The 24,845-nt window shown below is 64.5% G+C and carries 33 protein-coding genes; all 33 read right to left on the reverse strand.

From position 1 onward, the window contains the following. Nucleotides 1-972, reverse strand: a 972-nt coding sequence (locus VR71_RS10545) for a hypothetical protein (protein WP_296430193.1), incomplete at its 3' end; no start/stop codon positions are given. A 22-nt stretch (nucleotides 973-994) separates the two neighbouring features. Further along, on the reverse strand, nucleotides 995-1,213 hold the full coding sequence (locus tag VR71_RS10550; RefSeq protein WP_045683672.1) for a hypothetical protein: 219 nt from the start codon (nucleotides 1,211-1,213) through the stop codon (nucleotides 995-997). Next, a complete protein-coding gene (locus VR71_RS10555) occupies nucleotides 1,213-1,617 on the reverse strand; it encodes a hypothetical protein (protein ID WP_045683674.1) in 405 nt (134 codons plus the stop codon). The genes VR71_RS10550 and VR71_RS10555 overlap by 1 nt, the downstream gene beginning before the upstream one ends. A 33-nt stretch (nucleotides 1,618-1,650) precedes the next feature. Then, a complete protein-coding gene (locus VR71_RS10560) occupies nucleotides 1,651-1,992 on the reverse strand; it encodes a hypothetical protein (protein WP_045683676.1) in 342 nt (113 codons plus the stop codon). After that, nucleotides 1,985-2,392 (reverse strand): hypothetical protein, encoded by a 408-nt coding sequence (locus VR71_RS10565; RefSeq protein ID WP_045683678.1) that lies wholly within the window; start codon nucleotides 2,390-2,392, stop codon nucleotides 1,985-1,987. Before VR71_RS10565 ends, VR71_RS10560 begins: the two co-directional genes overlap by 8 nt. Nucleotides 2,393-2,395: 3 nt before the next feature. Further along, a complete protein-coding gene (locus tag VR71_RS10570; RefSeq protein WP_045683680.1) occupies nucleotides 2,396-5,539 on the reverse strand; it encodes a phage tail protein in 3,144 nt (1,047 codons plus the stop codon). After that, nucleotides 5,536-5,937, reverse strand: coding sequence for a hypothetical protein (locus tag VR71_RS10575; RefSeq protein WP_296430195.1), 402 nt, complete (start codon nucleotides 5,935-5,937; stop codon nucleotides 5,536-5,538). Before VR71_RS10575 ends, VR71_RS10570 begins: the two co-directional genes overlap by 4 nt. Further along, nucleotides 5,934-6,593 (reverse strand): hypothetical protein, encoded by a 660-nt coding sequence (locus VR71_RS10580; RefSeq protein ID WP_045683681.1) that lies wholly within the window; start codon nucleotides 6,591-6,593, stop codon nucleotides 5,934-5,936. The genes VR71_RS10575 and VR71_RS10580 overlap by 4 nt, the downstream gene beginning before the upstream one ends. After that, nucleotides 6,590-7,261, reverse strand: a complete 672-nt coding sequence (locus VR71_RS10585; RefSeq protein WP_296430197.1) for a hypothetical protein — start codon at nucleotides 7,259-7,261, stop codon at nucleotides 6,590-6,592. The genes VR71_RS10580 and VR71_RS10585 overlap by 4 nt, the downstream gene beginning before the upstream one ends. After that, nucleotides 7,261-9,870 carry a phage tail length tape measure family protein gene (locus VR71_RS10590; protein WP_045683686.1) on the reverse strand — a complete coding sequence of 870 codons (2,610 nt, stop codon included), beginning with the start codon at nucleotides 9,868-9,870 and terminating at the stop codon, nucleotides 7,261-7,263. Before VR71_RS10590 ends, VR71_RS10585 begins: the two co-directional genes overlap by 1 nt. Before the next feature lies 1 nt (nucleotide 9,871). After that, nucleotides 9,872-10,234: a DUF1799 domain-containing protein gene (locus VR71_RS25555; protein WP_367118651.1), complete on the reverse strand. Its 363-nt coding sequence runs from the start codon at nucleotides 10,232-10,234 to the stop codon at nucleotides 9,872-9,874. Continuing rightward, nucleotides 10,231-10,560 (reverse strand): hypothetical protein, encoded by a 330-nt coding sequence (locus VR71_RS10600; RefSeq protein WP_045683690.1) that lies wholly within the window; start codon nucleotides 10,558-10,560, stop codon nucleotides 10,231-10,233. Before VR71_RS10600 ends, VR71_RS25555 begins: the two co-directional genes overlap by 4 nt. A 48-nt stretch (nucleotides 10,561-10,608) precedes the next feature. Then, entirely contained in the window at nucleotides 10,609-11,544 is a 936-nt protein-coding gene (locus VR71_RS10605; RefSeq protein ID WP_045683692.1) for a phage tail tube protein, read from the reverse strand. Continuing rightward, on the reverse strand, nucleotides 11,541-11,666 hold the full coding sequence (locus tag VR71_RS24865) for a hypothetical protein (RefSeq protein WP_296430199.1): 126 nt from the start codon (nucleotides 11,664-11,666) through the stop codon (nucleotides 11,541-11,543). The genes VR71_RS10605 and VR71_RS24865 overlap by 4 nt, the downstream gene beginning before the upstream one ends. Continuing rightward, nucleotides 11,663-12,094: a hypothetical protein gene (locus VR71_RS10610; RefSeq protein WP_045683694.1), complete on the reverse strand. Its 432-nt coding sequence runs from the start codon at nucleotides 12,092-12,094 to the stop codon at nucleotides 11,663-11,665. The genes VR71_RS24865 and VR71_RS10610 overlap by 4 nt, the downstream gene beginning before the upstream one ends. Nucleotide 12,095: 1 nt before the next feature. After that, nucleotides 12,096-12,521, reverse strand: coding sequence for a DUF1320 domain-containing protein (locus VR71_RS10615; protein ID WP_045683696.1), 426 nt, complete (start codon nucleotides 12,519-12,521; stop codon nucleotides 12,096-12,098). An 84-nt stretch (nucleotides 12,522-12,605) separates the two neighbouring features. After that, nucleotides 12,606-12,962: a hypothetical protein gene (locus tag VR71_RS10620; protein ID WP_045683698.1), complete on the reverse strand. Its 357-nt coding sequence runs from the start codon at nucleotides 12,960-12,962 to the stop codon at nucleotides 12,606-12,608. Next, nucleotides 12,959-13,918 carry a hypothetical protein gene (locus VR71_RS10625; protein WP_045683700.1) on the reverse strand — a complete coding sequence of 320 codons (960 nt, stop codon included), beginning with the start codon at nucleotides 13,916-13,918 and terminating at the stop codon, nucleotides 12,959-12,961. The genes VR71_RS10620 and VR71_RS10625 overlap by 4 nt, the downstream gene beginning before the upstream one ends. 20 nt (nucleotides 13,919-13,938) lie before the next feature. After that, on the reverse strand, nucleotides 13,939-14,304 hold the full coding sequence (locus tag VR71_RS10630) for a DUF2190 family protein (RefSeq protein ID WP_045683702.1): 366 nt from the start codon (nucleotides 14,302-14,304) through the stop codon (nucleotides 13,939-13,941). Further along, on the reverse strand, nucleotides 14,297-15,388 hold the full coding sequence (locus tag VR71_RS10635) for a hypothetical protein (protein WP_045683704.1): 1,092 nt from the start codon (nucleotides 15,386-15,388) through the stop codon (nucleotides 14,297-14,299). The genes VR71_RS10630 and VR71_RS10635 overlap by 8 nt, the downstream gene beginning before the upstream one ends. 314 nt (nucleotides 15,389-15,702) lie before the next feature. After that, nucleotides 15,703-16,218 carry a phage virion morphogenesis protein gene (locus tag VR71_RS10640; protein WP_045683706.1) on the reverse strand — a complete coding sequence of 172 codons (516 nt, stop codon included), beginning with the start codon at nucleotides 16,216-16,218 and terminating at the stop codon, nucleotides 15,703-15,705. Nucleotides 16,219-16,297: 79 nt separating this feature from the next. Beyond that, on the reverse strand, nucleotides 16,298-17,557 hold the full coding sequence (locus tag VR71_RS10645; protein ID WP_296430203.1) for a phage minor head protein: 1,260 nt from the start codon (nucleotides 17,555-17,557) through the stop codon (nucleotides 16,298-16,300). Continuing rightward, nucleotides 17,550-19,043 carry a DUF935 family protein gene (locus VR71_RS10650; protein ID WP_045683711.1) on the reverse strand — a complete coding sequence of 498 codons (1,494 nt, stop codon included), beginning with the start codon at nucleotides 19,041-19,043 and terminating at the stop codon, nucleotides 17,550-17,552. Before VR71_RS10650 ends, VR71_RS10645 begins: the two co-directional genes overlap by 8 nt. Beyond that, nucleotides 19,036-20,685 carry a phage protein gene (locus tag VR71_RS10655; RefSeq protein WP_045683713.1) on the reverse strand — a complete coding sequence of 550 codons (1,650 nt, stop codon included), beginning with the start codon at nucleotides 20,683-20,685 and terminating at the stop codon, nucleotides 19,036-19,038. The genes VR71_RS10650 and VR71_RS10655 overlap by 8 nt, the downstream gene beginning before the upstream one ends. Next, the gene (locus VR71_RS10660; protein WP_045683715.1) at nucleotides 20,682-21,251 is read right to left on the reverse strand and encodes a phage protein Gp27 family protein; all 570 of its coding nucleotides are present in this window, start codon (nucleotides 21,249-21,251) and stop codon (nucleotides 20,682-20,684) included. Before VR71_RS10660 ends, VR71_RS10655 begins: the two co-directional genes overlap by 4 nt. A gap of 1 nt (nucleotide 21,252) precedes the next feature. After that, entirely contained in the window at nucleotides 21,253-21,555 is a 303-nt protein-coding gene (locus VR71_RS10665) for a hypothetical protein (RefSeq protein WP_008280207.1), read from the reverse strand. Next, nucleotides 21,552-21,896, reverse strand: a complete 345-nt coding sequence (locus VR71_RS10670; protein ID WP_045683723.1) for a DUF2730 family protein — start codon at nucleotides 21,894-21,896, stop codon at nucleotides 21,552-21,554. The genes VR71_RS10665 and VR71_RS10670 overlap by 4 nt, the downstream gene beginning before the upstream one ends. Then, on the reverse strand, nucleotides 21,893-22,465 hold the full coding sequence (locus tag VR71_RS10675; RefSeq protein ID WP_045683725.1) for a holin family protein: 573 nt from the start codon (nucleotides 22,463-22,465) through the stop codon (nucleotides 21,893-21,895). The genes VR71_RS10670 and VR71_RS10675 overlap by 4 nt, the downstream gene beginning before the upstream one ends. Continuing rightward, the gene (locus VR71_RS10680; RefSeq protein ID WP_045683728.1) at nucleotides 22,456-23,067 is read right to left on the reverse strand and encodes a holin-associated N-acetylmuramidase; all 612 of its coding nucleotides are present in this window, start codon (nucleotides 23,065-23,067) and stop codon (nucleotides 22,456-22,458) included. The genes VR71_RS10675 and VR71_RS10680 overlap by 10 nt, the downstream gene beginning before the upstream one ends. A 42-nt stretch (nucleotides 23,068-23,109) precedes the next feature. After that, nucleotides 23,110-23,499: a hypothetical protein gene (locus VR71_RS10685; protein WP_045683731.1), complete on the reverse strand. Its 390-nt coding sequence runs from the start codon at nucleotides 23,497-23,499 to the stop codon at nucleotides 23,110-23,112. Continuing rightward, a complete protein-coding gene (locus VR71_RS10690) occupies nucleotides 23,489-23,740 on the reverse strand; it encodes a hypothetical protein (protein ID WP_045683734.1) in 252 nt (83 codons plus the stop codon). The genes VR71_RS10685 and VR71_RS10690 overlap by 11 nt, the downstream gene beginning before the upstream one ends. Continuing rightward, entirely contained in the window at nucleotides 23,737-24,189 is a 453-nt protein-coding gene (locus VR71_RS10695; protein ID WP_045683737.1) for a gp16 family protein, read from the reverse strand. The genes VR71_RS10690 and VR71_RS10695 overlap by 4 nt, the downstream gene beginning before the upstream one ends. 4 nt (nucleotides 24,190-24,193) lie before the next feature. After that, nucleotides 24,194-24,844 (reverse strand): DUF3164 family protein, encoded by a 651-nt coding sequence (locus VR71_RS10700; RefSeq protein WP_045683740.1) that lies wholly within the window; start codon nucleotides 24,842-24,844, stop codon nucleotides 24,194-24,196. Nucleotide 24,845: the final 1 nt, after the last annotated feature.

Genomic DNA, 24,845 nt, shown 5'->3' on the forward strand with positions numbered 1-24,845 from the left:
GCCGCCGCCCGGTGCGCTGCGCGTGGCGATCCGGACAGGGCTTGCAGACGCGCCAGAGGTGCCGCCGGATGCGCCAGCGCGACCCGAGACGAGAGTGGCTGCCGCGTCGGCACCAGATGTTCCGCCGGAGGTCGCAGCGCGGCCCTGCACGATAACGGGGGCCGCCGTAGCTCCCGATGTGCCGCCGTTCGATGCGGTTCGTGAGAGCACGGAGACAGGAGCGGCGTTCAGACCCGAGGTGCCGCCACTCGATGCGGCGCGCTCAGAAACAACCGTCCCACCGCCACTAGGGATTTCCTCGATATACTTGTTGCGAAGATAGGCGTTCGTCTCAGCCAACTGCGCCGGATTATGCGCCCCGGCATAGATCAAAACAGCGGCACAATCCATGAAGGCACCGCTGTTGTTGCTGAGTTTGTAATTGATATAGAGGCGTTCCAGTACCGTGTTGAGCGTGGCCGGGGTGCCGCCCATCAGGTTCACGTTGTCGATGAACCCTTCAACATCTTCCCCGTCAAAAGTGACCGCTAGCACATGCCAAAGGTCATCGTTGAAACTATCGACCGACGCATAGCTGGCCGCCCAGAAGTCGGTGAGCACTTTTTCAGTGCCGCTCATCACCATACCGAATGCCTGGCGCGTAGAGGGATTGCCATACATCACGCCGTTGAAGTTACCGGCGTTCACTTGGTTAGGATAACGGGCAACGATGTACATCGTACGAGGCTCCGCCCCGTCTGGCAGATCGTGGTCGTATAAGGTGTCATTCCCAAGTCCGTCAATGCTACCGACAAACTGAAAATAACTCGCTCCAGTAGGTGTTCCCTCTTCGCCTGTCCGCAACACTGGCGCAGTCATAAGGTGTTCTTGGACTAGCTCAATCCCGGCGACTTCGTCCACCCACAGCGTCGGGGAGACAACCGTGTTGGTTGTCTCGAACTGAGCTTTAAGATTCGTGGTGATCAGCGCCATCTTTGGGCTTCCTTACGTGATGTCACAGCTTGAGAGCGCGGAGATCCCGCTTGAGTGAGGCCGCGAGATCCATCCGCCCCGCGTCGAACGTGTCCGAACTTAAGGTCTTGAGGCTCACATTCGGGCGCTCGTATTTTTCGAGCAGGTCGATTGCCGCCATGAGAGCCGCGTTCCAGGCGTGGATGGCGCGAACGCCATCCACCACCGGGCCGCCGTTGCTCTCATAGGCGACGCGGTTCATCAGGAAAGGAATTCCTTGAGTTTCGACGCCGGGAACTTGATCTCCGCGCCCACGCCCAGATCGGCGGGGGGGATTGCCGACCAGCTCAGAAAATTGCCCCCTGTCGCCGCATCGTAATAGGCGACGGCAACAACGCTCTGCACCGGATCGTGGGTCGAGGAAAACACGACGTCCGGGCCGTTGAGCACCGCCTGTCGGGTGCCATCCTCCGGATCGGCAGCGGGCGCGGCAAAGGTCACGGCCGCGCGGGCATAGCCGCTGCCGGTCACTTCAGTGCCGCCGCCTGCGTCAGTGGGCGCGGCCGTAAAGAGCGCCAGATACACCGCCTCGGGGCTGGGCAGCGGGGTGTTGCGAAAAACGTGATTGAGCAGGGCGGCTTCGAGGTAGGTGGAGAAGGTCGACATGTCAGTTTCCTTTTGGTTTGGGTGTTCGTGGTTTCAGTGTCGGGCCGCGAATTCCGCGACCCCGGTTGGTACGTCTGGCCAGACGGGTGCATCCCCGTCCTCGATGGCGCGACGGCTCTCCGCCTGCATCGCCTTGCGCCACGCGGTCCATGCAACGGCGCGCTCCTGGTCGCCCTCGATGAGGCCTGCGAGTGCCAGCGCGTCGGCGCGCGCCGCGCCGTTGATGGTGGCTGTCGAGAACAGGATGCCCGCCTGGGCGATGTTGCTCTGTGTTTCCAAGTCGGCCACGGAGAGGATGAGGGTCCTGCAGTCCGCCTTGATTTGGGCGGCGCGGATGGCCTGTGCGCGGGGTGTATTTTGGCGGAACTCAGGCATCGCTTACCTCCACCTCTGCATCAAACCCGACCCACGGAAACGGCGGGGCGACGGCGAGGGCGTACACGCCTGCATCGACCAGCGTCAGAGGCTCCGACAGGTTCATGATGACGAGCTCGTCGCCCACTTCGTTGCGCACTGTTACCGCGCTCCCGACGGGTAGCAGGGACAGGTCATAAACCCAGCCGGTGTCTTGCGTGGTGGCAGGCGGCGTGATCGTCGGGCGCGCCTCGATGCGCAGCGGGTCCGACGCAATGTAGTGTGTCGCAGTGTCTGCCAGCGCACCGACAAACAGGCCCCGCTCAGGCGTGACATTGGCGGCAATGGTGCTTGCCGATGCCTCAACGTGGCCCGTGATCTGACCCGTGGCCGGGTTATAGATGTTGGCGCTGACGGTCATGCGTTACCTCTTGAGGATCGTGGCGACGGAATGGACGTTCTGGATCAGGAAGGGCACACCCGAGCCGCGCTGGCATTCCAGCGTGATTGTCTGATTGCCAGTCCCCACTGAGATTGTTCGCCGAAACGGAACAAGCTCCTGAAAATGTGCACCACCCTGAGAGTCAAAGGGCGACCCGCTCAGCAGCAGACGCAGCCCCCACGACCCAGCAGTTGGCCCGCCGTTCAGCAGCCAATTCACATGGCAGTCAATCATCAGAAGCGAGCCACTATCCGGCACGTTCACAATGAAAGACGTCGCGTTGTTCCATGCCGTGGCTGTCGCGGGCGTCTTGGTGCCGCCGCCGTAGTTCTCGAAGAACGTGGACGGCTCAGTGACAGCGCGTCCGTTGATCTTGGCCGTTGTGATTGCATTCGTAGCGATTTGCCCGGCGTTGATCGCAGCCGTCGCGATCAGTGCGCTCGTTATCGTGTTGGCGGAAATCTTGTCGCCTGTGATGGTGCCCGCCGCGATCTCAGCGGCGGTGACAGTTCCCGAGGCGATCTTGGCCGCAGTAATCGTATTGCCGGCGATCTTGTCACCGGTGATCGTCGTGCCCGCAATCTTATCACCCGTGATTGTCGCGGCGGCGATCTTGACCGCTGTAACAGCACCCGTCGCAATCTCAGAGGCAGTGATGGTGCTGGCCGCTATCTGTGACGCGGTGATCGTGTTTGCGGCGATGTTGGATCCTTGGATCGTGCCTGCCGCGATCTTGGCAGAGGTAATGGTGCCCGATGCAATCTCAGTTGCTGTAATCGTGCCGGATGCGATCTTGGCGGCTGTGATCGTGTCTGCTGCGATCTGCGAGGCGGTCACGGCACCCACAGCGATCTTGGGTGTCGAAATCGCGCCGTCCGTGATTTGCGTACCGGTGATTTGCCCCGTCACCTTTGCGGCTGCGATGGCGGCAAGCTGCGCGTTGGTTAACTGACCCGTAACTTTCGAGGCAGCAAGCCCCGCAATTTTGGCGTCCGTGACTGCGCCGGTCGCGATCTGCGGTGTCTGTATCTGCCCGGTCAGTTTTGCCGCCGCCAAGGCCGCGATCTGCGCATCGGTCAACTGCCCAGTGACATCAACGGCAGGCACCGTGGCGACATAGGCCGTGCCGCTCCAACGATAGAGCTTGCTCTCAAACATGATCGCCTCGGTCAGCTTGACCGTTGGGAGCGTGCCCTCGACAATCGTGACGGGTTCGATACCGGCAGCAAAATCAGCCCGCTGGATACGCACGTCGTCAGTGGTCACCCAGATCCATGCAGTCCATGTGCCTCGGCGATTGTCAGAAAGCGCTTTGGCGCGCACGCGCAGGTTCGTGAGTGGCGGCACGGGCTGGATGGTCATTGCGCCACGCTCGACATCGAGCACGGTGCCGCTCCAGACCTCCTCCTCGGTCTCGCGCTTTTGGCATTCAATGGCGATGCCCTTGATAGTCTCGGCGATCCCGGAGGCATCCCAGAAGACGTCGACGGCCGCATGCGCACGGGTGCCTGCCTGATTGGTGACAATGCGCGCGTCGGCGTCGAAAAAGGGCAGGCCTGCGTCTGTAGGGATTGGGCGGGGCAGGATAGAGGCGCGGTCGGGGATCTCATACGCCGGGTCGATCTCGAAATCATCCGGGTCGCGCTCGCGTAGCGAGGTGACAATGGTCAACCGGTGCAGATCGAGCACGATCTCCGTGACCTCGAAGAGCTTGGCGTCGTAGTCGTTCCAGGCGCTGGTGACGACCACAGTATTGAGGGGGCGCAGACCGGCATAGTCGGGCGGCAGTGGCCAGGCGTGACGCCGCCAGCGGCGATGGTCGCGCAGCGTGTCCTCGGCCAGTTGCCCGGCCTGTCCCGGGTTAAACACGGCCGGAAGGTCCAGCTCGAAATTCCGCACGATACCGTCCTCTGCCTCCCAGTCGGGATTGCGGATCTGATCGAGGGGCACGCCGTTCCAGAGCGCGCCGGGCGAGACATATTTGGCGGTGACCCGGTTGAAGATCTCAAGCAGTTCGGGAAACGGGTCTTTGGTGGCGGCGTCCGTCACCAGAAGATCGTCGTCCGTGATCGCGGCCACGGCGATGTCGGGTGCGCCGACCTGAATATACCAGAAGCCCCCGAACTCCGCGATCTGGCCGTTGCAGGCGGCGAGCAATTCGTTGATCACATCTCCGGACGTGTCCTCGGCGAATTTGATCTCATAGCCGGACTGGTACTGAGGCCGCCCGTCCACGTCCACGTCGCAGGCGTTCATGCCCGGCACCCAGTTCCAAAGCGGCAGATCCTCTGCGTCGGCCTCGCCGCCCCAGATCGAGCCGTCATGGAGCGACAGGCCGCGCAGGATGTTGTAGGTCTTCACGATAGGATTGCGTGTCGGCCCCCATGTCGTTGGATCGTCCCAGCGGTGCAGGCCTGTGCCGCCGACCGTGCTATCGAGGCGGGGATCGTAGAACGGGATGCCGTTCTCCTCATAGCGCTGCTCCGGCGCTCCATTGGGCCAGACCTTGGAGCTCACTTCCATCGTCAGGATCGCGTAGGGGATGCCGTGCCCGATATGTGCCTCTGTCCAGGGCGTCTCGGGGTCCTCGGCATATTTGGCGACGAGTGTCGGATCTGCGCCGGTCTGGGTGCCGTCGTAGACCTTGATCCATGCATAATCGACGCCAAGGTCGCGCTTGGCGAGGACTGGAAAGCCGTAGTCGGGATGTTCCTCTGTCCCCAACTCGGAATAGACGCCGTCCACCATCAAGCGGCTGAAGGTGGCCCCGGGCAGGCCGCCCAGCTCGATGACGGTCTGGTAGTATTTGTTATTGGGGCCGTGGCTGTTGTGATAGATCAGATGCCCTTTGGTGGCGTAGAGGCCGACGATTGTGGTCTCGCTCTCCAGCTCGCCGCGCGTGGTCGCGGTCACCTGCAGCCCGAAGGCGGTGTTGCGCCCGCGCCGGGCTCGGCGCTGTTGCAACAGGCTTAGCCCGACCGATGCGAATAGCCGCAGGGCAAAGAGCGCGACGGCTTTGACCGTGATCCCGGCAAAGATGGCGGCGGCGGCGGCGGCCAGCGGCCCGGCCGAAGCGGGTGCCGTCGAGGCGAGCACGAGTGCCGCTATCCAAGCAAACAGTCTCATGGCCGATAAATCCGGATGGCGCGATTTAGTGGGGCAGCGCCAAGGCCGCGACCGGGACGCAGTGCGTGAATATGACCGCCACCGATGATGCCCATGACCTCCTCGCCTGCCTCGATCAGCACGGCCACGTCGCCGGTCTGCGCCTGCATCCAGCCTGCGCCCGGCAACAGGATCGGTGCCAGAACCTCGGCGGGCGACGCGAACCCGTCGGCGGCTAGAAGCGTGCGACCCTCCTCAATGCTGCGATAGCGCCCGCGCCACCGTGCGGCCGGATCCTGCCCGGTCAGCACGGCGATCCAGTCGGCCGCGAACATTGCGCAGTCGGACAGGCTCGGCCGGAATGCTACCGCGCGCCGGGCGTCGAGGAATTGCCGCAGAAGATGCACGCGTCCCGTCATCGCCGGTTGTCTCCGTCCACGTTCAAGGGCGGTGGCGCTGGCGGGATCTCGGTCACGACCGTTTCCTGACCCCATGGGATCGGGCGGTCGGCGATGCTGGCGGCATATTCGCGGAACCTGTCGGCCGGGTCGCGCAACCGTTGTGCCGCGTCAGATTTGAAGAGAGGCTGGCGAAACGTAAGCCGCCGCGCGGCCGAGGAAATCACCAGCTCCGTGCGCGACTGATCGCCGAGCTTGCCCAGCGTCTCCGGTGCCGTCTCTAACCATCCCTTGATGACGCGCTGTGGCGTGCCCAACGGCGCGCCGGTGTAGATATCCATCGGCTGTGACCAGACCCGCACCCGCGCCTGTGAGGCCTGATAGACCTGCAAGGCGAGCTTTGCGGCATCCGTCATTGGCGGCAGGATGACCCGGTTGCGGCGTACCTCAAGGCCAATCCCGGCGCGGATCGGCGGCACCTCGATCACATTGCCCGCGCCCAGAAAGAGATGGGTTTCGCCGTCGACGCTAAAGGTCTGGTGATCGTCCCCTGTCCAGAGCCCCATCTGGACGATCTCGCCCGTGACCCGGTCGCGTGGCTCGATCAACACGAGGATATGCGCATCCGTGCCGCTGCGCTCGGCCAACTGATCTGTCTGCGCGAGATCAAAGCTCATACGCCGCCCCCCAGCGTCTGTTGCCAGGTGAAGCTGCCGCCCTCGGTGCGGCGCGAGCGCCCCGGTCCCGGTTTGAAGCTGAGTAGTTTTGCCCGCGCCTGCGGGCGATCAACGACCACTGAGGCCCCGACCACGACGCCGGGTCGCAGGAAGGGGGACACCTCGAACCGGGCAGTCGCCCCGGTGCTATCCGCCGTGACGGTCGCATTGAGAATGCGGTGGACGTTATATCGGACGGGGCTCGTCAGATACTGAAACCCGATTTTCTGCCCGCGCCGCAGGGTGAAGTTCGGCGGCAGGCCTTGCAGGCTCAGTTCGCGGTTGCCGGGCACGAGGCTCTTGATCGTGACCGGTTGCGCGGCCCAGTTGATGCCTGCCGGATAGGCGGGGTCTTGGGGCGCGAATTGACGGCGGTCATAGATCATAAAGGACGCCCCCGGCTCGAGCAGGTGCTCGATCAGCGCGTCTTGCGCCGCGATCACGTCGGGCTCCGACTTGCCCAGAACGACCTCGCCCTGCCAGAGCCGTGCCCCTCGCCGATGGGTGATGACCTCGCCCCCGGCCGTGACAGAGCTTGTGCTGTCGCCCGGCAGATAAAAGGTGGCCTCTTCGATCCCCAAGAGGTCGAAAAATCCAGACGTCGGAATGGGCCAAACCTGGACCGCCATTATCCCCTCCCCAGCGGGTCGCGCCGGATCGTCTCGACCCGGAGCGGCAGCTGCTCGTTTGAAAAGTTGTCGACTACGTCCACGGCCACGTCCCGCGCGCGGTCCTCGACGACGACACGGAACAGGTCCGACGGCTCGATCCGCAGGCGTGTCATGCCCTCCGCCGAAGCGCCCGCGCCGCCACCTCTTGCCGGCGCTGCGCCCGCAGCCTGCACAGGCAGGGGCAGGCCGCCCCCGGCAAAGCCCGGAATGATCGCGCCTGCGTTCATGGCCTCGAGCACCGCGCGGTTGCGCGCTGTGGCCTCGGCCGTCATGATGAATTCCCCGGCACTCACCATCGCGCGAATACGGTCGCCCCGGCCCGTGCCTGCGCCCAAGAGGAGGCCGGGACGGGTGACAAGAGGATCGCCGCCGCTGGCAAAGCCGGGCAGGCCGCCATTGGCGAAGGAGAGCAGCGAGCCTCCCGAGAAAAGGTCAAAGAGATCGCCAAGCCCGCCGCCGCCGAAGATCCCGCTCAGGAGACCGCCGCCGCCGCTGCCCCCAAAGAGACCGGACAGCGGGCCAGAGCCGAGGATGAGCGCTTCCTTGGCCGCGCGGATGATCATGTCGCCGATCCCCTCCCAGACGTCCCGGAGGCTTTCGGCCTCGAGCAGCACGTCGTCGACGGCGTTGCCGAATTCCTCCTTGCGCTCCATGGCGACGCGCTCGTTTTCATGGGCCTCGACGAGAGCCTCGATCTCCGCACGTTGCTTTGGCGTCGCGGCGGTCAGGCGTTCACGCAAGCGGATCATCTCGCGCTGCACCGGATCGCTTTCGCGCAGGGCCTCTATCTCGCGCTGTTTGGATGCGATCAGCCGGTCAAGGGCCTGCTGTTCGCGCAGGGTCTCGTTGGTCGATGTGCCCCGCGCGCCGCTGCCGGACCGCGTGGGTCGGGCCTGCTCGTTGAGGCGCGCAATTTCGCGGGCCTGCTCGATGGCGGCTTGCCGTTGGCTGTTGAGAAAGGCTTCCTCCCCGGCGTTCGCAAAGCCGTCGCGGCGAAGTGGTTGTGTGTCTCTGTCAAAACGTGCACCGGCCAAGGCCCCCGCACGTCCAACAGGGTCGTCGCGGAACTCGGCACGGATACGCGCGGTCTCAAGCTGGGCCTGCCCTTGAGATTGCAGGTCGAACATTGCGTCGACAGCGCCGCGCACCTCGGCCGAGAGGCGGGCTGCCTCATTTGCGGCGGCGTTCAACGCGCCGGAAACATCTACCGTCGACAGATCAAATGCAGCTTCAGCCGCCTCGCGCAGTGCCTCCTTGGTTGCCTCGCTTGCGTCCGAAGCCGCGATCTCCTCCAGCTTGGCGTTGAGGGCGAACTGCGCGCGTAGGCGCGAGACTTCGACGCTGTCCGCGCCGGTCCGGGCGATAGCCTCCGCGACCGCATTCTGCTCGGTCAGCGTCAAAAGCATGGCCTGCGCCGCCGCCTCGGCCTTCAGCTGCTCGCCGGTGCTTTTGGTCACCAGGTCGAGGAAGGTCAGCATTTCCTCGGACTGGCGGTTGTCCTCAGGGTTTTGCGATTGAAGCTCGGCGACTTCGGCCAAGCGGATACGCATCTGGTCAAGTGTCAGAAGTCGGGCTTCTTCTGCCTCGGATATTGTCCCCACCGCTTCGGCGGCGGCGGTGTAGCTTAGAATGAGCGCCTCAATGGCGCCTTGCTGCTGTTCAATTGTCCCGCCAGCGGCGTCCTGCAGCGCGATCAGGTCCTCTGCGACGGCTTCCGCAAGCCTGCGTTGTTCGTCAAATACGCTTCGGTCTCGGATAATGCCGCCGAAGTCGAATTCGTCTTCGATGGCACGGCGGTTAAATCCGACGCCACGCGAGGGGTTTATGCCCGTCTCGCCGACAAACGAGCCGATATTTGACGCCGCCTCGCGCTGTGCCGCGCGCTTTTCTGCCTCGACGATGCGGTCGAGAATGTCCTGCGCGCGGTCAACGAAGCCTTCACCAAACCGGTCGGCCAGCTCCAGCCGGGTGGCAGAGGCCTCGGCGATCTTGTCCTTCAGGCTGTCGATGCGGGTCTCGAGCGCTTCAACGCTGTCCGCGAAGCTCTCGGCCTCTTCTGACGATGACATGAACCAGTTGACCACGGTAGCCGTCGCCGCGAGCGCGCCGATGGTGATCAGATTAATGGGGCTCAGCATCGCAAGAACCGCGCCGCCCAAAGCCCGGAACGCGCCTGCAGCCCCGAGCGGGCCTATGACTTGAGTGATCTGCGTGCCCTGCTGGATAGCCAGTGTCAGCGGGTTCTGCCCCGCTGCCAGCATGACGAAGACGTCATTGCCCTGCGCCACCAGGTTGCCCATCGAGCCTGCGGCAAGGCGATTGGCCGAGGCCATTTTCTGAGTTGCAGCAGTGTTGACATTCGCAGCGGAACTGGCAGCGGTCAGGCCCGTTGCCGAGGTCCGCGCGGCGGTCTCGAGTTGTTTCACACCGCGCGCTGCATTGGCCCCTTGGGTGCCCACGCCGCGAATGTCTTGGGCGGCCCCTTTGGCGGCGGTGCCGGTTGCCTGCAGCTCCGCCTTCGCCTGGTCGGCGTCCATGAGGATTTCGGCCCGTGCGACCAATGTCATGTCAGCTCTCCCGCATCGCGGCCACGGCCGCGCTTTCGATCACCTGTACCTCGGCCCAAAGTTGGGGCGTGATCCGTATCCCGCTCATGCGCAGGCCCGCCCGTGCAGCGGTGTAGTCGAGGCCCACGACCCGGAAACCGGCCAGCCCGGCCGAGACAGTGCGCCATTGATTGCAGACCGCGAGGAAGGCCCGAACGACCGGGACGTTTTGCGGCCAGATGCCAGTGCCAGTGCCAGAGCCGGACGGATCGCGAGTGAGCTGGCCCGGGTCGATCCCCCAGAACGCCGCCTCGTCATCATGGTCGCTGCCCTGGTCATCAGCGATCAGGTCGCCGCGCGCCCATGCCCGCCCGGCCCATTTCAGTTTTTTACCCGCTTCCCCATGAGCGCCGCGTGATAGGCATTGACCAGGGCGACGCGGACATAGGCCAGACCGATCAGCCGGTCGCGCAGGCTGTGGCTGTAGGGCAGCGTCTTGCCCTTCTCGTCTTCGACGTCGTCAAAGCCCACCACGGCCGCCGCTAGAAATTCCCGCTCACCGCGTGTGGTGCGCATGTCGAAAGCCTCGATTTCATCGTCGGGCAGCACGCGGAACGTGACTTGCAGGTCCTGCAAGTCATGGCCCCCGTCGGTGGGCACCTTGATCTCGACGCGGTGGGTAAAGGCCGGGGTCGGGTCGATCTTGAACATGGGGTAAACTCTCTTTCAAAGTGGCGTTGAAGGGCGCGTTAAAGCCCCTCAGGTGAGCGTCATCGTCCACTGGTCGGCAGCGGTAGCGGTGGTGGGCAGCGGCACAAGGCGCAGCGGCCACTCCTTGCGACCCTGACCGTCCTCAAGCCCTTCAGGACGCTGCATCTGCGCATTCGGGGCGGCGATATTGACGATGTTGCCTGCCGTCTTGCCGTGCTCGATCTCGAGCGCGACCTTGGCTTTGGTGGCGGCCATGGTGAACGGGTTGAACGTGGCCAGCGCCACGGCACGCACCCGCGCCTCGACGGTGTTCTCATGCCCGTCGAGTAGCACTTCCTCCTCACCGATCAGGAATTGCGCCTCGACGCGATTGGCGAGGGTGAGCTTGAAGCTCCGCATCACAAGCGACGTCTCATCAATCGTGAAGGTGGGCGTGTTGGCATCCGAGGCCGCGAGCGGATCGGGAATGCCGGTGAAATCTGGGGTCGGGATCGCCACGTCGGCCGGGGCCACGTAGAGGGCGGTGAACTCGAACTCGATATAGGGAATGCCCGAGGCCGAGACGTCAAAGGCGGCGGTCCCGCGCACCCCCACCATGGCGTAGAGCGTGCCGCCGATATTGAGGTGCAGCGTGACGCTCTCAAGGTTCGAGTAAACCCGATTGTAGACCACAGACGTCGCCGCCGTCACGGTCTCGGCACAGCCACAGGCCCGCAGGAGGCGGCCCCAGCGGGGCGCGGTTCCGGCGGTGCCGGAGCCTGCCAGTTCGACCTTGAACGAGATGGTGCGGTGCAGATCGACCGGGATCGTGCCGGTGGGCCCGCCGTGCGGCGTGTCGAGATTGCGGTCGAGATCCTGACCCTGCATCGGCGACAGGCGCACATCGGTCGCGAGGATTGCGTCGCCGCCAGTAGGGGTGGCGTCCGTTCCATAGGTGGTTTCCAGCTTCGCGAGCAGGACTTTGCGTCTCCAGAGCAGGCTCATTTGTCGGCATCCTTCTTGTCAGATTTGGGCGCGGACGTGGGCTTGGGGCTGGCCCCGGCAGGTTTCAGCGCGCCCTTGTCGTCGCGGGTGTAGGATCCGCCGGAGGTGGGAAGTTTGGTCATGAGATGATCCTCAGTTGATCGTCGATGGAGAAATCGAGTTGATAGGCGAGGCGACCGGCCCCGCTCTCGATGAGCTGGCCACGCTCAAAACGGTGCACGCCGACCTCGTCACCCGGTGCCCAGCCCGCCAAGGCGCGGATCACGCGCATCAGGAACTGGTCGATCTTGTCGAGGGCGGTGGCCCCCGTGCGGTCAAAGGATTGCACGAAGATCACCACGCTCGTGCGATAGGTCAGCATCTGGCTGTAGACGCCCGCCGCGGCATCGGCGCGCCCGCCCTGCATGCCGGAGGGAAAGACGTAGGCCGCGACCGATTGCGCGGGCAGCTTCTTGGAGCGGATCAGATCGACAAAGGCGCGCCCGCCGTCGACACGACCGGCAAGCTCGGGCACCTCAGCCTCGATCCGGGTGATGACGTCGCCGATCATTTCAAAACCCTTTCAGGCTGTCGCGGCTGAAGGTGCCCTCCGGCGCGCTGATCTGCGGAAGCTGGGGGTTGCCCCGCACAGTGTCCCCGGGCGTCTCGTCGCCGAGCGAGGCCTCGCCCTTGCGCACCTGCCGCAGAAAACTGACGGCGTCCTCATAGCCTTCCTTGGCCCCGTCAAAGGCAGCGGCCCGCGCGCCGAGAAGCCGATACCAGGCAATCGCGGCGGCGTGCATGGTGAGCGCACGCGGTGGGTTGGACGTATCATAAAGCCCCGCGACATAGCTCTCGGCGACGGAGACGGCATCGTCGACGGCCACCTGCAGCGCCGCCGTGTCGATCACCCCGGGCATTGTGTCACGCGCAGTGACTTGGGCGAGAAACCCCTCGCCGTAGCGGTCGATCATGTCGCTGGGCAAAAGATAGGGCATGTCCGCCTCCGGGTCCGTTGTTTGGGTGCCGGTCTCTCCCGGCTGTCACGCCTGATCCTAGGCGGCGTCCCCTCGGGGGTATTCTCAGGTGGCCGCGTTGGCGGCGGCCTGCATCTCAGCCCAGACGGTATCCCGCGCGGCTGCGGTGATCCGGTCGGCGATGCTGGGGGCTGCGTCCTGCAACGCCTTGACCTTAGGCTTGCCGCTCTTGTCGAAGGCGTCGCCGGGCAGGTCGTTGATGGCATTGGTCAAGGCCGCGCGCAGTGCGTCGTCCATCTCGAGTGGGGTCACGGTTCCCGCCTCGTCTCCGGCCTTTTCGATTGCGCCCAGGGCGAGGAGGCGCGCAACCTGCGCCTCGGTGCCGATATCCTTGGCGTTTACCTGGTCGCCGATCTCCAGCCGTTTGGCCGCGATCACAGTGCGTTTGATGCGATAGCTCATGCTGCGTCCTCGATCAGATAGCCGGTGGCGGGGGCCGCGATGACTTCGCGGAGCTGCTCGCCCACGCGCAGCGTGGTGGCCCCTTTTAGACCGACCTTGGGGTCGAAGAAGCGCCCCGAGACGCGGCCATCGAACTGTGCGGTCCAGCCCCATGCGGGGGCGGTGCCGTCGGGGCCTGCCTGCATGTTGCGGTGGATCAGGGCGATATTGCCGCCCCAGACCTTCTCAAAAGCGGCCGTTTGCCCTTTGCGGGCTGAGTTGATGTAGCTGTCGCCCACGAGGATTTCCGACAGCTCGAACAGCTCTGCCACCGCCTCGCGGCTGGCGCGGCCCTTGTCGCCCGACGTGCGGTTGATGGCCTTCAGGATATCGGGATGGGTTGAGAGCGCCGTCCAGGCCTTGCGGCCCATTGCGGCCACGTTCGGGCGCATGATGAAGGTGGCGTCGAGGGCAGCAGAGATCACGCCGATAGGGTCGGAGGCGGGATCGCTGAACTGGCCCGCGCCCGACAGCACCACTTTCTTGTCGGCGTCATAGTTTGCGGCGTCCTGCACCATGGCCGCGACGCGCTTTTCGCGGTCGAGCTGGATCAGATGCGTGACGCCTTCGACCGCGCGGGCCTCGGGATCGAAGGCCGAGTTGCCAGCGGCGCGCAGGCTGCGGGCAGTATCGATGTCGCGCTGCGGCACCACGTCGTCGAGACCGTAGTCCTTGACCGAGGAGGTGCGCTCTTCGCCGGTGAACTCGACCTGTTGGACCAGACCTTTGCGGCCCACTTCCGTGTCAGGCACCGTGAACATCTGTTCAGGCGGGAAATAGGTCCATTTGAAATCCGTGCCCATGACCGGAACGCGGGGCATCACCTGGTCAGCAATGAACGAGATATCGGGGTTGCGGTAGTTGACGGCGATGGCGGTCAGGACCGGATCGACGACGAAGGGGGTGGGTGTGCTCATTGATCAGCGCTCCTTGAGGATCAGGTGACGGAGTGGCGGGCAATCGCCACATCGATGATGTCGCCAGCGACACCGGCCTGCAGCGCGTAGCCGACGGCGACGTTTCCGGCCCCGGCGGCGGCTGCGACGCCCAAACCTGCGGCATTTGACGTGACAGGGGCACCTGCAGCGACCGTGCCTGCAAGCTCAAGCTCGGCGGAGCCGGACATGATCACGTCCTGAAGATCGCCAAGTTTCGCGTCGAGCTGGTCCGAGATGCCAATCGCGAGATTGGTCGCGGAGGCGGCCACAAGGACGCCGCCAGCCGCGCCGAATTTGACGATCCGGCGACCGGGCACTGCCGCCTCGGCGGCGTAGGATTTGATGAACAGTCCGGGATTAGCCATTGTCGCTCTCCATGGTTGCCTCGATGTGGCGTGCGGCCTCGGCGAAGCTCAGCGTGCGGCCCTCCGCCTCGGCGTCCTTGATCAGACGCTTGGCGGCGGCGGTGATATCGTCCGACCCCTTGACCTGCGGCGTGGCATCACCGCTCGCCCGCTCGCCGAATTCGATCAGCGGCTTGGTCTGTTTGGAGAGCAGGTCGCGGAACCAGTCGCGCGGGCTGGCGCTCTTGCCTTCGGCAAAGGCCACCTCGTCTTGCGCATCGAGGCTTTCCATAAACGCGGCCATTTCGTCCTTGAGGCCCGGCGCGATGCGCCCGTCCTTGGCAAGGGCGTCGAGGAGGGCGGCATCTTCGGCGCGGCGGGTCGTGCTCTGCGCCTCGGCGAAAGCCGCCTCTTTCGCGGCGATCTCGGCCTCGCGCGCGTCGAGCGCGGCTTGGCGGTCTTCGGGGGTTGGCGTGTCCTTGCCGGACATATCGGTCTCTCCTTCTTGGGTTTCTGCAAAGGGGGCTTGTCCGTCCTCGGGCACGTCGATGGCGTGGCGGAGCGCGTCTTGGCCTGCGGGCGTGCGTGCCCAGGACAGGACGGCGGAAACCGCGCCTTTCAGGGCGTCCGCGAAACTGGCGGCAGGCGCGTCGGCCTCCGCCTCTGAGAAGGCGATCTCTAGGGTCACGGCCTCGGCGTCCTCGGCGAACTCGGCGGCCTTCAGCCCTTTCACGGCGGGGGGCTGGGCACCCAGAAAGCCCACATGCTTAAGGTAGTAGGTGCCGGGGCTCGGGTTTGCTGCGGCTTTGGGGGGATAGAAGCAGGCGCTAATGCGCTTGAAGCGGCCCGCGCGCACCATCTCGGCGAAGGCGGGTTCGACCTGGTCAGGCTCGGCAAAGAGCTCCGAGCCGTCGGCGCGCAGGCTCTTGACCCAGCCATAGGCCGGGGCATCGGTGCGGGGATGGCCCACGACGATGGGGGCCTCATGGAGGGCGGGATCATAGGCGGCGGCGATGCCCTCAACCTCGGCCTCGGAAAAGTCGAGGCTCTGCCCGGATTGGGCGGTGTGGCGGCCAGCGCGGAAGATGTGAAGCGGTTTTGTCATGACCCGACATTAAGCCGGGGCGACGGGCCAGATCAGATGAAGGACTTCAGGGGAAAGCGGTCCTGGTGCAGAGGCCGCCTTGGATCAGAGTAGCGCCCGAGGGGTGGGCGCGGCAAGCCCGGAATGCACAAGGCCACTGAACGCCCCACTGAGTGCGCTCATACCTCTGGCGGGGGTTGGGTCGCAAAATCCCCGAGGGGGGTATTAAAGGGGTATTTAATGAGGCGCTCAGAGGCCATTGCGGGACAAAGGCCGGGTTGCAGGCCCCGCTCTCAGAGAAATTTGGCCCTGTTAGCCCTGAAGCGGGGTGCAAATCACTGTCCGGCGGCACTGTCCAAATACTCTTCGATGGTGGCGACGATGGAGTCGGCGTCCTCATCGCCGACCCCGAGATAGGGACGTGCGGGAATGTCTCCCCACGGGATCGATATCATGAATTCGCGCCCATTCTTGTCCCGCCCGGCGCGCGCGCCGAACGCCCCGGCCTCGGCTCCGAACTGCATCACGGCGGCCTGAATGACGTTCGAACCCCATGCGACCCGGTCCGCCGATGGCTCGGCATTGATTGTGGTCGACAGGATGCGCGAGGGGCCGATCAGGGGCCGGGTGGGCTGGCCGTCGCCCCGCCGCCGGTACGCCTCGAGCGTGGCCGGGCTCTTGGGTGCCCAAGGATTGCCATCCGGATCGGTGCCGTCTTTGAAGTTCTCCCGCGTGCTATTGACCATCAGTTCGCCGATATCCTGCATCAAAGGGGTCATGTCGGTGAGGGCAGCGGACACGCGGGCGAGCGCTTGGGTGATTTCCTCTTCATTGATTTCGACGGTGATCATGGCTATTCTCCTTTCTGTCGGCTGTGCATCCACCCACCGCATTCAGGTTGCGGGAACGCGTCTGGGCGTACGGGAGGGGTCAGCCGATATTTTCCACCCAATAGGTCAAGAGTACGAGCCGCTGGCGTCGCGGTCGCGCGACGAAATGCGCGACATAGCGCCGTGCGCCGATAGTCTTAGTCAGACGCAAGACCCGAGACTGCACGCTACGGGCATCCGTCCATTCAAAGCTGTCTGGGCGCTGGAATATCTCGGGCAACCGTCCCAAGTCTTCCGGGGTGACCGCTATCTGCCCACGGGAGGCCTCGCGCTCTGGGTTCCCGTGGCGTGCAAAAATATGACGGATGGAATCCGCGTCAACGGCCACGTCGTAGCGGTCTAGATCGCGCCGCGCACCCTCGCGGTTGAGCCGGGCCTGAGTGGTAGTCATCAACCCGAGGGACTGGATCGGCTCCCGCTCGGAAATGGTCTTCCGTGCGGCTTGGGTGTTCGCGGTCTCGACGCGCGCTGCGTAGCGCCGGATATTGTCAGCCAATGACGGCAGGCCTCGGTATCCTTCGACCAGAAGATCGCGGGTCCGGTCCGGGAGGCTGGCCATGTAGGCCACCGCGAGGTTATACCGCCAATCGACGACCTTGGCCGCCATCGTGCGAATTTCGTCCACGGTGCTGGCCCCGGGCGTGTAATCCCAGCCCTTGTCGATCCCTTTCGGCGCGCCGGTGCGCGGATCCCGGGATTGCCAGTCGTCGGGCAGGCGCTTGTCCGGGTCGCCGCCGCGACGACGTGCGCCGTCCTCAGAGCGCGCGCCGATCACGTAGCAGCTGCAGCCCCAGCCGTTGGGCGGGCCATGCGTGATCCAGAACGGGTGATCAGGTGGCAAGACCAGCCCGTCCCAGCCAAGATGGATCAGGCGCGGCTCAGTTGAGCCGCCGTGCTGGTAGACCCAGAACGCAAAATTGCCCTCGATGAGCTGCGCCATCCGCCCGGCCGCGTAGCTGGTCGCGATGTTGGTGCGGTAGATCACCCGCGTGCGCCATGCCTCGCCGCGCGTGCTGCCTTCGCCGGTCCAGCCGTGCCAGCCGCGTCGGGTGACGGTGGCGCGAAAATCGCGGCGGAACTCTTCCAGAGACGTGCCCTGCGAGATGGCCTTATCAACAGAGGCCGCCAGATCCGCCAAGAGGTCGGCCTTCTGTGCCCCTGCCACCATGAAAGCCCGGTCGTGCTGGGCGAGGGTGATGTCATCCCACCGCGCCGTCGGCACGAGATCGCCCAGGCGCAGGCGAAAGGCGGCGATCTGCTCGCGGAAGGGACGGCGAAACGTCGCGCCGAGATCAGCCACTATCTTCCTCCAACGCGGCGCGGCCTCCGGCATGCGCCGCCGTGAGGGCCGACGCGATCACGTCGCGGAGTGCTGCATCGTCCAGGTCCGGAAACCCGGCCAGCAGCCGCTCGCGGAACTCCGCAAGGCTGGTCGACGTCTCCAGCATCGCCTCGATTTGTTCGAGCATCGCCAGCATCGGCACCGACGCCTCGTTCGCCAACCGGTCTGCCAGATCGCCCACAGGGCCGTCGAGCGCGCCGTCATGTTCGGCGAAACCGGCCTCGGGCGTGTCCTCGTCTGGCGGTGTGTTCTCCGGGGGCGTGGCGCGCTCATAGCCGTCGCCGTAGATTTCCTTGACGCGGTCTTCGGTCATCTGCCAGCCGATCCGATGCAGCTTTTCATCGCGGTCGACGGCGGCGGTTGTATCCTCCGGGTCCTCCATCTTGCGCCACACCCTTGGCGGCGCGACACCGGGGAAGTTGAAACCGCAAAGCCGCGCCACCGGCCCTTCGTTGAAGGATTGGCACACGAGATCCGCGTCGGATTTCTTGACGGCGTCGCCCACGTCGTCATGCACCTCGGCTTGCGACCGACTGGAGCCATTGTCGGTGGTCATGGTCTGGGACAGCACGATCTTCGAGATGGCGGCATCCATCGTGTCGTGCAGTTTCTGGTAATCCAGCGAACTTGCCCCCGAGGGCGCTGACAAAAGCTCAATATCCATGCCCTCGGGAATGATGATCCCGGCCTCTGAGCGTATGGCCATGACGGCCTCTAGCAGTTTCTTTTGCTCGGCCTCAGTGGCTTGCGACGGGTATTTGCCGCGTGCGGTCGGCATGCCGAATTTGTCGAGGGCGATCAGCCAGAGCTTCAGCCCGTTGCGTTTGAACCAGACCGGCCAGTAGAGCCAATGCGCGAGGCCTAAGCCGTAAGGTTCGTCGTCGTGATCCGCGCCGGTCGAGAAGACCCAGAACTTCTCGGGTGGCATTTCCTCGCCTGTGAGCATGTTGGACATGGTCAGCAGGCGCAGGCCGCACTCCTCATCAAAGCGAAACCGCACCCGGTCGCGCACGCGGATTTCCTCCCAGCCCCAAAGCTGCCCGTCGCGGCGAAACATCTGTTCGGCGACGGAATAGCCATAGAAGAGGCCCCAGAGCATCTTCTCGGTCAGGCGGTCGAATTTCATGGCCGAAAGCTCGTCGCGCAGCCAGTCGGCCGCGCGTTTGCCCGCCGCCGTTTCCTCGCCCGGCACCACTTCCCATTCCCGGCTGGTCACGGCCGAGATGCGCTGCGTCATCACTGATTTGACCTGCGGGTCGGTCAGGATCGGCTTGTAGATGTCGAAACTGCCGCCGCCGCGCGTGCGCAGGATCGGGTCCGTCGGCTCCAGCAGCGGGCCGATCCATGGTCGGGTGATGTCGCGCCCGTGCTGGATGCCCGACAGCTCCATCGGGTTGCGCAGCCGAACCGAGCGCAGCCGCATTGTGCCGGTTTTTCTAGCCATCCGAGAACCCTCCAAAATCCAAGCCCCCGCCGCCTCTGGCAAAGCCCATGCGCCGTCCGCCCATCGGGCTGATAAAGTCTTCGGCCGTCAGGGCGGTGCGCCGTCCGGTCGATTGAAACTCCATCGGCACCACGTCCTGATTGCTCGCATACCAGGCGAGCGCGCCTGCGATGGCGCTGTCGCCGTGCCGGTCGAGCCCGTCCGATCCTTTGAAGCGGAAATTCTCAGGCACGCGGATGATGCCGTTGGTGTATTGCAGCGCCTGATGGTCGCGCAGCACGTCCTCATGCGCGGGCAGAACGATGGTGCGATCCGAGAAGGCCTCGATATAAGGCGGCATCTCGAGCTCGTACCATTGCCGCGTGAAGGCCACCTCGACGATCCGCGCGCCGTAGCGTTGGGCCGCGACCTCGGCGAGATAGGCCCCGTTGCCGGTGCGGTCCATCGCGCCTTTTTGGAAATTGGGCAGCCGGTCGAGCAACCAGAAGAGCACGTCGCGCTGCTGATCGAAGGGGATGTTGCGCAGCTCGACGATGAGCTTGGTGCGCCGGGTGAGATCGACGCCCTGCTCGAGAATGATGATGTCGGTCGCGTCACCCGAGCGCGCAAAGTCCTCGCCCATGAAATGCGGCCGGGTTCGATCGAGGGTTTCAAGCACGGGTTCAAGGTGGGTTTTGCACCAGGTAACGGCGGCGGCCTTGCGCACCGCCTCGTCGGCATTCTTGAAACTGTCGGGCTGCGTCCAGCGATGGAACGGGATGCCCTGCGCCATGCAGGCCTCGATCTGGACGCGCGTCAGTGCCGCGCCCTGCATCTCGGCGGGTTCGGCATCGAGTTCCTGACGCATGGCGGCTTCGCGCGCCCCGTAGGAGCGCCGGATCGTGCCCTCCCACTCCGCCTCGGCCTCCGCGCCCCACGCCTTGCCCTGCATCATGCAGACGCGTTTATAGAGCCCGTTGGCGACCGCATCGCCGAAGGTGTAGCGGTGGACCTTAAAGCCGTTCTTGCCCGAGCGCGCCTCGCGGATCAATTCGTTGAAGGCGTTGAGATAGCCGTTGTGGGTCGAGATGATCCGGACCTTGCCGCCCCAGATCAGCATGGCGTTCACCGCATCGATCACCTCGCGCACGTCCTTGTGGAAGGCCGCCTCGTCGATCACCACGGTACCCTGAAGGCCTCGGATATTGGCCGGGTTGGAACTCAGCGCCTCTACGCGGAACCCGGAGGCAAAGCGCACCCGGTAGGCGTTGATGAACTTAGTGGTGCCATCGGGCTGTTGATCCTCAAAAAGAAACTCCTCGATGGGGTGTGCTGCTCCGGCAATCACCCGCGCGAAATGCGCGACATAGCCGATGGCCTCGCGACCCTTGTCCTTGGTGTCGCCGATGTAAAAACAGTTCTGCCCGCCCGCACCACGCGCGGCGGCGGCAATGAGCGCGCAGCCCAGCATCTCGGCAAAGGTGATGCCGGTGCGTCGGCCCTTTTCGCAGACCTTGAGGTCGCTCTCATCCGCAAGCCAGCTGCGTTGATGGGCCATCAGAATGCCGTCGGCCAGCGGATCGAGGCTCTCGGGGATCTCCGAGCCGCGCGGCAGTTCTTCGGGCAGGGCGTCGGGGTCGCGGGTGAGGACCGGCTCTGTCACGCGCGCACCCCCAGAAACTCGCGACGCAGCTTGCCGATGACGTCGCTCGATAGTCCCAGCTCATCGCGGGCACTGTCCAATGCTTCGACGGCATTGGCGCGTTCCTCGGCCGCGATGCGGGCGCGTTCCTTGACCATCAGCTGCTCGCGGATGCCAGCGCTCGACATGATGTCCTTCATCATCTTGCCCAGAAAGTGCAGCTCGCGTGGGTCGATATCCTCGCCCTCCTTGCTCATCTGCGATTTCAGGACCTTGAAGGCCACGCTGGTCATCATCTGGAAGAGGACGCGGTGACGGTCGGCTTCCTCGGAGAGGTCATTGTCGGCCAGCCATTGTTGCGCCCAGGCTCCGGCCTCGTCCTGCAGCTTGACGAATTGCTCGTATTCCTGCCCATAGGCATGCAGCGCGCTCTTGCCGATGCGCAGCTCGAGCCCGTCTTCGGCGAGGCGAAAGTTCAACTCCTCGGCAAGTTCCTCATAGCCGTGAAACCCTTTCGCCTTCCACCAGTCGTGCAGCCACTGGCGAAGCTCGGCGGGGAGCAGCTCGACCTTGCGGGGTGGGGGCATGTCAGAGCCTCCGTGCGCTTGGGCGCTGGATCTCCGGATGCACCGCCTCGCCGCGCGCGACCTCGATGCCGCGCCGTGTGGCCTCGGCAATGACAAAGTCGCCATGATCGGCGACGGTGACCATGCCCACCTCCTGCAGCCATGCCAGTTCGGTGGTCACCTGGTCAAAGGTTGAACCCACGCCCACGCCATTGAGGACGTCGCGCAGGATCGAGGCATTGGCGGTGTAGCCCGAGACCTGTTCGAGATGCCGCAGGATTGCGAGGCGGCGGTGTTTGCGCAAGGTTGCCTGATAATCGCTCACGTCTTGCCTCCGTTTAGCAGGTGTTGTTCGTGCCGTGACACGATGGCCTCTAGCCGCGCGGTGATCATGGCGTTGCCCTCCATGACAGCCGCCATCTTCTCCATTGATCCGGTCTGTCTGACGAGTTCGAGCTGCAGCGAGTGCATGTCATCCTTGCCCGGCATGTTCTGGACCGACTGCTCAAGCCGCGAGATCCGCGCCTCGTGCCGGTCCATACGCTCGTGTCCCGCCTCCAGCCTTTGATCGAGGTCTTTGCGACGGGTGGCGATGAAGGTGTAGATGGCCACAATCACTGGTAAGATGACACCCGAGGCCTTCCAGAAGAGATCCCAGTCCATCATGCCGCGCGCTTCCAGTCATCAATCGCCAGATTGTCGCTTGTAGCGACAGCAGCCAGCGCTACCTCGGCGTCCGGTCCCGTATCGGCCGCGCCCGGGCTATCCGCCCGCAGCGCCCGCAACTGGGCGATGTTGCTTGCCACTTTGGGGGCCTGTGCGATGATCCGGACGGCCTCTTTCTGCATCGAGACGCCCCGAAACTTGTGCAGCTCGCGCGCGCCGAAGTAGAACGCGACAATGGCACCCATCAGCGCCCAGAGCGGTTCCGGGACCAGGGCGAGGCCCTGCATGCGCTCGGCAAACCAGATCGGGTCCGACATGGCCGACCAGAAGAGAAAGATGCAGCCAAAAGCCATGGCCGGGCGCGGCAGGCGGTTGAGCCCGTCGATCAGCGCTGACCACCAGTTGTTGCCATGGCCGAACTCCGCAGCCATCTGCGAAAGGGCAGCTTGCTGAAAGGACGCCTCGCGCGCATCCGCCGCCTCGGCATTGGGTCGAAAGACCTCCGCCGTCTCGGCAATGACATTGCGCCCGCCACCAAAGAGCGCGCCCAGTAATCGGATCAGCCCCATGATACCACCCTTTGTTTGAAATCTGCGTCGGACATGCGGTAGCGCGCTGCCATGAATTCCTCGGCGCGCCTGATCCAGCCGCCTTTGCCGCCTGCGCGGGCGCGCGCGAACTTGCGGCTTGCGGGCCGCGCATCGGCGAGGCGGAAATAGTAGTTGCGCCGGGCAATCGCGTAGGCGTCGGCGATATGGGCGGGGGCCGCGTCATGGGCGGCCTGCACCGCGCGCAGGGTCGCCGGTCCGATTGCGCCGTCGGCAGTGGCGGGAAAGCCCATCTCTGTCACAAGGAGCTGCAGGATTTTCACGGAATTGGACCCGGCGTTGACCTGCATGTCGAACACGCTCGCCTGCAGCGCCTCGGGCAGTTCCGCGATGCGTGGCCGCACGAAATAATGCTCGATGAAAATATCGACGGCGCGGGCGCGGGTCATAAGGCGAACATCGGCCACGTCCACGTCGCCATCCCGGTCGAGATCAAGACCGAGGCTGCGCATGGTGTGGATCGTGACGCCAAAATTGGTGGCCCCACCGGGATCGGCCGGGTCATTCACAAAGCCGCCCTCGCGGGCAACAATCTCTTCGGCAATGGTTCGGACTGTTTGCATGGGTGCCCCCCTTTCCCGTCAGGATAAAGGGGGCCGCAAAGCTTATTCAGATGAAGCCTTTCGCATGACCTTGAGGAGGGGTGGTTCTTCCTCCTCTGCCAGCTCCGCCTTGACCTGCAAGACGCGGCGGGCGGTGACGCCGAAACGGTTGGCCAGTTCATTAACCGGCGTATCCGGGGCCTCGCGCAGGGCTTGTTTGAGCCCCTCCCGGGCCTGAGCGCGGCCCGAGGGCACGTCCAGATATTCGCCAGCGTAGCGGGCGGAAATCCATCTGGCAATATCCCGACCCGCCAGCGTCACTAGGAGGCTGTCGGCAAGGCGGGTGCCAGGCACATAAAGCCGCATACCGCCTACGCGCGACAGGAACCGCTCGACCGGGGTGTCGCCCAGATCGGCGCGCATCTCGTCAATCCAAGAGGGTTCACGCTCCATGGGGGGCCTTCCTGCGCCGCCGCCCCGGGGGCTGGGTGTGCCGCCGGGTGATGGTCACGACGCAGCCGCCCTCGATCCTGTAGACGAACCCGCCGCTGATCACGCCGCAGGCTCCGGCCTCGAGACCTTGATCCACCACGCGCCCGATCTCGCGGCGCACCGCGTCGATATCCATGCCCTTGACCCGCTCGAGATAGCGGATCACGGCATGGTCAGAGGCGGGGTGGCGGGGCTTTTTCACCGGCGGTGATCCTCCCAGTCAAAGTCGATCTGGGCGCGCTCACCCCAAGACTTGAGCGCTTGGATCACGTCGTCGATCAGCTTCCACTCGCGCAGCATGTCGACGTCGGCCGGGACCGATCCCCAGACGCCTCCGAACCGAGCGCGGATGAACTTGTTGAGCCCGGCGCGGGAGGGGTCGCGCAACGCGCCCGACTGGCCGAGCTTGCGCCAGAGTACATGGATCATGCGCAGATCGGCGCGCGGTGCGGGCTTGTGGCGCGGGTTGTGGGGCTTGTCCTCGAACCCGGCCTGCTTCAGCCGGTTAACGATCAACCGCAGCTCGCCGTCGTTCATGTCGCGCAAGCTGACCTTGCCGGTGACGCTGACCTGCAAATCGCGGCGCGCGTCCTCGTCGAGCCCCAACTGGCGGCAAGCCGCGAAGATCAGTTGTTGCAGCGCGCGGTTCATTCCCTCAGACCTTCGCCAGATCGATGGTGATCGGCTCCCATGACGCATCATGTGCCGCCCTGTGCCAGCAGCGCACGTAGGTCTTTGAGCCGACGGTGCGCATCGCGTCGCGGATTGCGTCCTGCCCACGTTTCCAGCGTGCATCGGTGCTGTCACGGCGCAGGAGCATGAAGATCAGAGCGCGGTTGATCTGGCCCTGCTTGTCAGTGTTGAAGGCATCGGTCACAAGGCCACGCAACTCGGCGCGCGCCTCTGCGGACCACTCGTTCAGACACTCGTCGAAGAGCTGCTTTGCCGTCTGCAATTCGGGGCCAAAATCAATCCGGTCGGACACGCGCACCTCGACCTTGTAGAGCTGGTCGATGCTCATCAGCGTCTTGTTGCCCTTCTTGCCGCCAATCCTTGCGTCGTATTCTTGAGCAAGGATCGCCTCGAAGGCGCTGATGTCGTCGAAAGTGTGTGCCTTAAAGCGCTTGACCTGTTCGGACAGCGGCAGGCCGTAGCTGACGATCTTGCGCACGGTTTCATCCTCGAGCAGATGCTGCGGCTTGACCGTTTCCAGAGGCTGCCAGCCGCCCCGGCCGTCGCCCATATAGATATTGCCGTCGATCTCGCGGCGTCCGTCCGGGATGTGATGAGGGGTGAATTCAGACATT

The organism is Roseovarius sp. BRH_c41, assembly GCF_000961715.1.
Taxonomy (GTDB): domain Bacteria; phylum Pseudomonadota; class Alphaproteobacteria; order Rhodobacterales; family Rhodobacteraceae; genus Roseovarius.